Source organism: Pseudorhodobacter sp., assembly GCF_030452865.1.
GTDB lineage: Bacteria > Pseudomonadota > Alphaproteobacteria > Rhodobacterales > Rhodobacteraceae > Pseudorhodobacter.
This window is the reverse complement of sequence record NZ_JAKDLJ010000132.1, coordinates 1-8,414: the sequence shown is the minus strand read 5'-3', so window position 1 is coordinate 8,414 and position 8,414 is coordinate 1. Positions and strand designations below refer to the sequence as shown.

Sequence of the window (8,414 nt, the reverse complement as noted above, 5' to 3'; positions counted from 1 at the left end):
TTTTACGTCACGCCGGTTCTGTTGGGATCGCCACGCGAACAAATGGCGGCGGGTTTGATCGGCCATCAGATTGAGGAGTTTCTTGCCTTTGGCGTCGGGTCGGCGCTGGCGATGGTTTTGCTGGCGGTCACGCTTTTGGTGCTGTGGGTCTATTCCCGGCGCTTCGGGCTTGACCGTCTTTACGGATAAGGGGACATCATGGATCGCTTCTTACGTTGGACCGGCACCGCCATTGTCCTTTTTATCGCTGCCCCTCTGCTCATCGTTGTGCCGATGTCGTTTTCAACATCCGCCTCGCTGCAATTCCCGCCGCCAGGATATTGGCTTGGCTATTACGCCCAATATTTCACCGATCCGGTCTGGCTCTGGCCAACGGCAAATTCCCTGATAATCGCCACGGCGACAACCATTCTGACAATGGCGCTGGTAGTGCCTGCGACCTTCGCACTGGTGCGGCATAAGTTTTGGGGCAAGAGTGCCGCAAACTTGATGATGATGATGCCGATGGCTGTGCCTCATATCGTGATGGCAGTCGGATACTATTCCTACTTCGGCGCGCTTGGGTTGGTGCATTCGCATCTTGGCGTGATCTTGGCCCATACTTGCCTATCGGTGCCGATCACCTTTCTGGTGTTATCGGCAAACCTCAAAGGCTTCGACACCACCCTGGAACGTGCCGCGCGCAGTTTGGGCGCCAGTCAGCGCCAAACCTTCTGGCATGTCACCTTGCCAATCCTGCGCCCCGGATTGCTGATCTCGGCATTGTTCGCCTTCATTCAATCCTTTGACGAAACCGTAGTTGCGATCTTCATTTCCGGTCGCGGTGCCGAAACCCTGCCCCGCCGTATGTTCGATTCCATTCGCCAAGAAGCCGATCCAGTGATTGCAGTCATCTCGACGCTCCTGTTCGGCGCTGTTTTCCTCGGCCTGATCGCGCCGCATGCTTGGCGGTTCACACGTCGACTCATAAAAAAGGACTCTCAATGACCGACTATCTTCAACTGTCCGGTGTGGGAAAAACCTTCGGCAATTTCACAGCCCTAGACGAAATTGATCTGAACATCAAAAAGGGAGAGTTTGTTACATTTCTTGGCCCTTCCGGCTCAGGGAAAACTACGACGCTGATGATCATCGCTGGGTTTGAGGCCGCAACCCGCGGCACGATCACCATTGAGGGGCAATCGCTGGCTGGTCTTGCCCCTCAAGAACGCAATATCGGCATTGTGTTCCAGAACTACGCGTTGTTCCCCCACAAAACCGCCATAGAAAACGTCTATTTCCCGCTTCAAATGCGCGGCGTCAAGAAGGCCGAAGGGCTGCGCAAAGCTGATGAAATGTTAGCGCTGGTGGGTCTGGATGGCTTCGCCCACCGCTTTCCAAAAGAGCTGTCGGGTGGCCAGCAACAGCGCGTTGCATTGGCCCGCGCACTGGTGTTTGAACCTGATTTGCTCCTGCTCGACGAGCCTTTGGGCGCACTGGACAAGAACCTGCGCGAACAGATGCAGATTGAAATTAAACGCATCCAGAAACGGCTTGGCGTCACGACGATCTTTGTTACCCATGACCAGTCCGAGGCGATGTCGATGTCCGACCGTGTCGTGGTCTTCTCCAACGGCAAAATCGAACAGGCCGCCCCGCCGCTTGACATCTATCACCGCCCCGCCAGCCGCTTCGTCGCGGATTTCATCGGAGAGAGCAATCTGCTGGAGGCAACCATCACTGGCCCCGGTCAAGCCGATTGCCATACACTTGGCCAAGTGCAATTCCTCCCCGATCCAGCCAAGACTCTTGGCATCGGACAGGCCGTCACTTTGTTGATCCGCCCGGAGCATTTCAAACTGTCGTGCGCGGAAAAACCGGACCGGATGAACGCCACAATTATCATCGATACAATCGTGAACTATGGCGACAACGCGCTGGTCATCGGTCATAAGGACACAACACAAATCCGCATGCGAGTGCCTGGCGCGGATGTCGTTATCTTGAAAGAGGGTGACCCCTGCCATATCTGCTGGACCGACGATGCCATCTTTGTTCTGGATCGCTGATGTCGGACCCATCGATTACAGTAGGCGGATCTCGCTTGAAAACCGCGCGGGAGATGGGTTTCGGGCGAAAGTTTTCCTGCCTCTTGATAGTTAGCCCTCGGTTAATACGAGATCACAGAACCAGATCATTCATTACCGGGCAGGGCATTTACGGCTACGCGGGAAACACCTGCGAAAACTGATCGGATTGGTGCCGAGTTGACTATTTGCGCCACGCCTGCGCACAAAGCGCTGGTGATGCTTCCCATTCTGGCAGACTTTGCACTGTTCGTGGCGCATGGCCTGCCATTGTTGCCACTGGCCTCAAGCGTGCGCGCGCCATCCGAGCCACCGGGGTTCAGGTCCGCGTCCGTTTGATACCATTTGCCGAAATCGGCAGACATCCAGTTTCAGCAAATACTTGCGGCGGGGCTTGTTCTGACAGGCGCGCCTGCGCAGCGTGTTACTTTGGCTCCATTTTCGCGACCCAAAGCCACCACACGAAAATTTAACAGTGCTTCTCCCAATAAAATCGGTTGAGCCATGATGCGCCGCTTCACGCTGGGAGAGCAAGGTGCCGGATTTGTGCTCGTTGCCCGCCGTTTCCAAACGTTATTACCGCTTTCACACTGGCTGGCCGCTCAGGAAGAAAAACACTCCGGGCGATTGCGCCGTTATGCCTTTTGGCGCGCATTCGTCGGATCCCATGCAGGATCATCCAGCAAGGTGAGGGCGCGACATTCACCAAGAATAATCACGTGTAAATCACCCGAAATTTCCAGGTTGAGATAGGCGAATGCAAGGCTTTTTCCAGTCACATGGCCATAGCCACCAGAGGTGCAAACGCCAACCACACGGTCGCCCTGCATCACCGCCTCACCGCCATAGAGGTCACAATCACTGGCAGCGACTTCGCCATAGACAAGTCGGGTTGTTATGCCCTTTTGACGGATGTTTTCGGTCGCCGCACGCCCAATGAAATCGCCTTTATCGGGGGCATAAAATCGGGTGCAATCGGCCTCGATGAGGGTGATCTCATTGGTAAGTTCCGCACCAAAGCCGCGATAGCCTTTTTCCATTCGCAATGAATTGACCGCATGACCGCCGAAATCAGCAATGCCATGCGAAACCCCTTCCGCCCAGATTGCATCATAAAGCCGCGCCAGATCGCCCATCGGCGCATGCAACTCCCAACCCAACTCACCAACATAATTGACGCGAAGCGCACGGACGGGAATACCTGCGATAGTGATTTCCTGCCCCGACAACCAGCGAAACGACGCGTTGGTCAAATCGGCATTGGTCAAGGCCGCAAGAACGTCGCGAGATTTCGGCCCCGCCAAAACCAGCATCCCAAACTTGTCGGTAAGGTTGGTAATGGTCACATCATCCCCAGCAGCGACATGAAGATGATCAAGCACCTGCCGTTCGCTGCCCGCGCCGGACAGCACATAGAAACGGTCATTGCCAAGCCGGGTGATGGTCCATTCGCCCTCGATCCGGCCTGCCTGCGACAGCACATGCGTCAGGTTGATGCCGCCAGTCTTTTTCGGCAGACGATTGGCGGTCAGTCGGTCCAGCAACGCCTCGGCCCCTGCCCCCGACACGTCGAACTTGGCAAAACTCGACAGGTCCATGACCCCCACGCGCTCCCGCACTGCGCGGCATTCAGCAGCCACCAGATCAAACACATTGTTGCGGCGGTGTTGCAGCTTTTCCACAAACCCGGTGGGGGCGAAATACTTGGGCCGCTCCCAGCCGTAAACCTCGGTATAGGCCGCGCCCTTCGCACGCAACTTCTCATAAAGCGGCGTCACGCGACGCGGGCGCCCCGCGAGGATTTCGCGGCCCGGAAGTGGCGTTTCAAACATATTGTGATAGTCGTCAAAGCTTTTCGCGCGGGTATAATCTGCATCTGCATAGCTGCCAAACCGGCGCGGATCGACGGATGCCATATTGATCTCGGCGTTGCCATGAACCATCCATTGCGCCAGATATTTGCCACACCCTGCACCCTGCGCAATGCCGATGGACGACCCGCAGCATTGCCAGAAATTCGGCACCCCATGCGCGGGGCCAACCAGCGGGTTGCCGTCAGGCGTGTGCGGGATGGCCCCGTTGATCACCCGTTTGATGCCCGCCGCCGCGAAAATCGGCATCCGCTCTAGCGCTTTTTCTAGCCAAGGGGCGATACGGTCGATGTCACCTTCAAACAACTCATTCTCGCTTTGCCAATCCGGCCAGCCGCCGCGCACGGCCCACGCCTCTTTCGCGCCCTGATGCTCATAGATGCCAACAAGGCCAGCCTTTTGTTCCTGCCGGTAGTAGCCCGCCGTGGCGGGGTCGCGCATGACGGGGAGTTCGCGATCAGTGCCTTGGAAAGCGGCCAGTGGTTCTGTCACCAGATATTGGTGCTCCATGTTGATGATCGGAGTTTCAACGCCCAGCCAGCGGCTTACTTCACGCGCATAGCACCCGCCCGCGTTGACGACATGTTCACAGGTCACATTGCCTTGCTCGGTGATCACCTCAAACCCGCCCGAGGGCAAGCGGTTGATGCCGGTCACAAGGTTGTGGCGGACAATCGCAACCCCCATTTGCCGCGCGCCTGCGGCCATCGCATTGCAGGCACTTGCCGGATCGACATGCCCATCCATTGTCGTATAGGCACCCGCAAGGACGCCTTCAGTATTGAGCCAAGGGTTGATTTCGCGAATGGCCTTAGGCCCAATAATCTCCATCTCAAAACCGATATTGGCAGCAAAGCCTGAAACATGGCGGAACCAGTCAACCTCCTCGGGAGTCGTGGCCAGCCGGATGCCACCGCAACCGTGCCAACCCGTTGGATGGCCGGTCAGCGCCTCCAATCGCGGGTAAAGCGTGTTGGAATAATGGTGGATTTTGGCCATGTTGTAATTGCCGATAAACGACGGGCATTGCCCCGCCGCGTGCCAAGTGGAGCCGCTGGTCAGTTCCGCCTTTTCAATCAGCAATACGTCTGTCCAACCTTCTTCGGCCAAATGATAGGCAAGGCCCACCCCCATCATGCCGCCGCCGATGATCACCACTTTCGCTTGGGATTGCATGCAATCTCCCTTCTGTTCAGTGCCTTACCAAAAGCCGTTCCCGGCAAGCATCCGCGCCCTTGGCAGAACGATATTATAAGTCTCACGCAGCCGTTTATCCACGTCCTCGCCGATATGGCGGGGATAATGGTCGGCCAAAATCTTTTGAACGCTGTCGCGCGCCACTGCACGGGCATCACGGGCGCCAGCCTCTTGCCATTCACTGATGCTGCGACGGTCAGCGATTTCCGGATACAGGTAGTCGGTTTTCATTCGGCTGAAGGTTTGCGGATGGCCAAGAAAATGACCCGCGCCCATCACCACGTCACGGATGACATCAAAGCTTAACGTATCCTCGCTGACCTCAACCCCTTTCACCGTGCGCAGGATTGCGCCCAATAGGTCATTGTCCAGCACATAGGATTCGAACGCCGTCCCCATCAAACTCCCATGCATCCCCGCACATTCATGGATCATTGACGCCCCGGCATGGGCGGCAAGCGAGATGGTATAGCCCTTTTCGCCACCCGATTGCGCGTCCGGCAGTTTGCTGTCCGTCATGCCCGCAGGCACCGAATTGGGCAGATCATAAAACCCCGCCATCTGCGCACAGGCCGCCGAAAGCAGCGCCTGTTCACCCGACCCGCCCGACATAGCACCCGTGCGCAAATCCGACACAAACGGCCAAGTGCCAAAGATACCGCGACACTCCGGGTCGATGATGTTGCATAGGATGAGGCCCGCCAGTACCTCGGCACATGCCTGCGCAACTGCACCCGCCAATGCCGCCGGGGCCGTTGCCCCCGCCTGCCCCGCCGAGACCAGTAGCAGCGGCATGCCCGCCAAAACCGCCGCTTCCATCGCGTCACAACTTTCGGTCGCAAAGCGCATCGGCGGCACAACGTGGCAGCAAACGGCGGTGCAGAACGGGCGCTGACGAAACTTACCCTCGCCGCCCGCGACCATATCCAGCATCGGCTGCACAGCGCGCACCGAATTACCATCGGTATAGCTGACAGCAACCGATTTCGTCGTGCCGGAGAGGCAGGCATAGGTGGTGTTCACATCCAGATCGAGGATGGTTTCGGTATCCCGCGCCACGACCGAGCGGTGATACCAATGCACATTGTCCAACCGGTCCACCAGCCGCGCGATGTCGTAAAGATCGGCCACCGTGCTTTCACGGTATTTCCCGGTCTCAAAATCCATGATCGTGGGCGCAGCGCCCCCGGTGCCTGTGTAGACACGCCGCCCGCCAATCTCCAGATCATTGAGCGGGTCGATGCCGTGCAGCACAATCTTGCGCCGCGTGCGGGCGATCACATCTTCAACCAAGGCGCGCGGGAACCGCAAACGACCGTTATCATCAACCCAGCACCCTGCCTGCAGCGCGCGGGCTTCCAGCGTCGGCGTGACTTGCGACAGCCCCAAATCCTCCAGCAAACGCAGGACAAGGTGGTGGATATTTACCATCTCGGTCTGGGTCAGCGGTTGATACCTACCGCCAATCATACCGGGCGTGATGGGGGGCACTAAGGCGGCTGGCTCGGCCCCGCGTCCTCGGCGGTTAGGTCGGCGCTGCGAGAGGTCGGACATGGATAGCCCCCAAAAAGGTTTCCCAGGGTCCATCTGACGAAAAATTCCGCAATGATGCAAACGTTCAATTCGAATACGTCACATTCCTTGCGCTCATGCCACGCTATCCACCTCACCCATAATCCATCGCAAAAAACTGGTGGTCGCGGGGGAATCTGCCGTTTTCTCCAATGCGCTGACGTAATAGCTTTCGCGCGTTTCAAGGCTTTTATCGACCGGACAAACCAGCCGCCCATCAGCCAGCATCGGGTCGGTGATATAGCTCCAACCCAAAGCCACGCCGCGCCCCGCCTCGGCGGCAGACAGGATCATCGGATAGCTGTTCAGCCGCACGCCGCGCCGCACCGGTTGCCCTGTCACGCCTTGGGTCATCAACCAAACACGCCAGTCAACACCACCCCAGATGTTGCCGCCACCATCAAGATGTAAAAGTGGTTGGTCCAGCATGTCAGAGGCGGTGCGAAGTTCAGGATGGTTGCGCAAATAGGACGGGCTGCACACTGGATAAACCCGTTCACCGAACAAAAGATGCGCGCGAGTCGCGTCCCACTGGCCGCTACCATAGAGTATCGCCACATCCACCTCTTCTTGGCGAAGATCGACCATCTGATCGGTCGCAAGGACGCGAAGATCGATGTCAGGATACTGCGCAGTAAAACTTTCAAGCCGCGGCATCAGCCAGTAATAGGAAAACGCAACCGAGGCGGCGACCGTGATCTGAGGCATTTCGGCACCAGCGCGCAAATCCGCAACGCAAGCGGTGATTTCCCCCAGCCCGCGCGTCACGGAATCAAAAAGCCGCCGCCCTTCGGGGGTCAGGTCAATCACGCGATGCAGCCGCCGGAATAGCTTCAAGCCTAGCTGGTCCTCCAGTGCCTTGATCTGTCGGCTTACGGCGCTTTGGGTCAAGCACAACTCATCCGCCGCCAATGTGAAGCTGCTGCGCCGGGCGACAACTTCAAAGGTTTGGAACAATGACAAGGGCGGCATTCTGGGTTTCTTCAAGGGTCCTCCCGCGGCCAAGCCGACGAATGATCAAAACCGGCATCTCCTCGCGGCGGCCGCAAAGATGCCGTCATTTCTGAGCGACAGCTACAGTTTCAGCGGCACAAGCGCCCCTTTGCGTCCGATCACCTGTGCCGCGACGCGAGACGCCGCAAGCCCACGGTCTCGCATGGTTTGCGGGCGGTCGAAACTTGCAAAAAATCCGGCATTGAAACTATCGCCCGCCGATGTGGTATCAACAATCTGCATCACAGGCGGCGTCGCGATCTCTTCCACGGTGCCATCATGTACGGTATACACCGCGCCCGCGCCGTTCTTTACGATCACCGTCTTTGCCCCCGCATCAAGATAGCGATTGGCCGTGGCCGCAATATCCGTATCGCAAAAATACTTGGCCTCATCATCATAAGACGGAAGGATGATATCGCTCACCGCCGCTGCTTGCATAATATTGGTTTTCATCTCCTCATTGCTGGCCCAAAGATGCGGGCGTAAATTGGAGTCGAAGGCGATGGTCTTGCCATTCTTGCGTGCAGTCTGCGCAGCATCCAACAGCGTTTTACGGCCCTGCGCGTCCAGAATGGCCAAGCTGATCCCGGAGAAATAGACCAGATCCGCACCCAGCATCGCCGCTTGCAACGCCCCTGCAGCCTGCGCAAGTTGGCGGGCCGCCGATTGCCCGCGCCAATACGAAAAACTGCGTTCCGCATTGTGCAAACTG

General features: G+C 57.6%; 6 protein-coding genes and 1 pseudogene. 3 read left to right on the top strand and 4 right to left on the bottom strand.

Going from position 1 to position 8,414, the window contains the following annotated elements:
- The 3 genes and pseudogenes from L0H65_RS09550 to L0H65_RS09540 form a co-directional block, all read left to right on the top strand.
- Window positions 1-189 (top strand): annotated as a pseudogene (locus L0H65_RS09550) (ABC transporter permease); the annotation flags it as partial.
- A 9-nt stretch (window positions 190-198) separates the two neighbouring features.
- Entirely contained in the window at window positions 199-987 is a 789-nt protein-coding gene (locus L0H65_RS09545) for an ABC transporter permease (RefSeq protein ID WP_301458643.1), read from the top strand.
- Entirely contained in the window at window positions 984-2,048 is a 1,065-nt protein-coding gene (locus L0H65_RS09540) for an ABC transporter ATP-binding protein (RefSeq protein ID WP_301458642.1), read from the top strand. The genes L0H65_RS09545 and L0H65_RS09540 overlap by 4 nt, the downstream gene beginning before the upstream one ends.
- Window positions 2,049-2,701: 653 nt before the next feature.
- Here L0H65_RS09540 and L0H65_RS09535 read toward each other — a convergent pair.
- The 4 genes from L0H65_RS09535 to L0H65_RS09520 all read right to left on the bottom strand — a co-directional run.
- Window positions 2,702-5,113, bottom strand: coding sequence for an FAD-dependent oxidoreductase (locus L0H65_RS09535; protein WP_301458641.1), 2,412 nt, complete (start codon window positions 5,111-5,113; stop codon window positions 2,702-2,704).
- A 24-nt stretch (window positions 5,114-5,137) separates the two neighbouring features.
- The gene (locus tag L0H65_RS09530; protein ID WP_301458640.1) at window positions 5,138-6,688 is read right to left on the bottom strand and encodes a trimethylamine methyltransferase family protein; all 1,551 of its coding nucleotides are present in this window, start codon (window positions 6,686-6,688) and stop codon (window positions 5,138-5,140) included.
- 93 nt (window positions 6,689-6,781) lie between these two features.
- A complete protein-coding gene (locus L0H65_RS09525; protein ID WP_301458639.1) occupies window positions 6,782-7,678 on the bottom strand; it encodes a LysR substrate-binding domain-containing protein in 897 nt (298 codons plus the stop codon).
- Between the two features lie 102 nt (window positions 7,679-7,780).
- Window positions 7,781-8,414, bottom strand: a 634-nt coding sequence (locus L0H65_RS09520) for a PfkB family carbohydrate kinase (RefSeq protein WP_301458638.1), incomplete at its 5' end; no start/stop codon positions are given.

Bases quoted from the DNA above. Each gene is read 5' to 3' on its own strand.
- L0H65_RS09545 (WP_301458643.1), top strand. From the start codon at position 199: ATGGATCGCTTCTTACGTTGGACCGGCACCGCCATTGTCCTTTTTATC.
- L0H65_RS09540 (WP_301458642.1), top strand. From the start codon at position 984: ATGACCGACTATCTTCAACTGTCCGGTGTGGGAAAAACCTTCGGCAAT.
- L0H65_RS09535 (WP_301458641.1), bottom strand. From the start codon at position 5,113: ATGCAATCCCAAGCGAAAGTGGTGATCATCGGCGGCGGCATGATGGGG.
- L0H65_RS09530 (WP_301458640.1), bottom strand. From the start codon at position 6,688: ATGTCCGACCTCTCGCAGCGCCGACCTAACCGCCGAGGACGCGGGGCC.
- L0H65_RS09525 (WP_301458639.1), bottom strand. From the start codon at position 7,678: ATGCCGCCCTTGTCATTGTTCCAAACCTTTGAAGTTGTCGCCCGGCGC.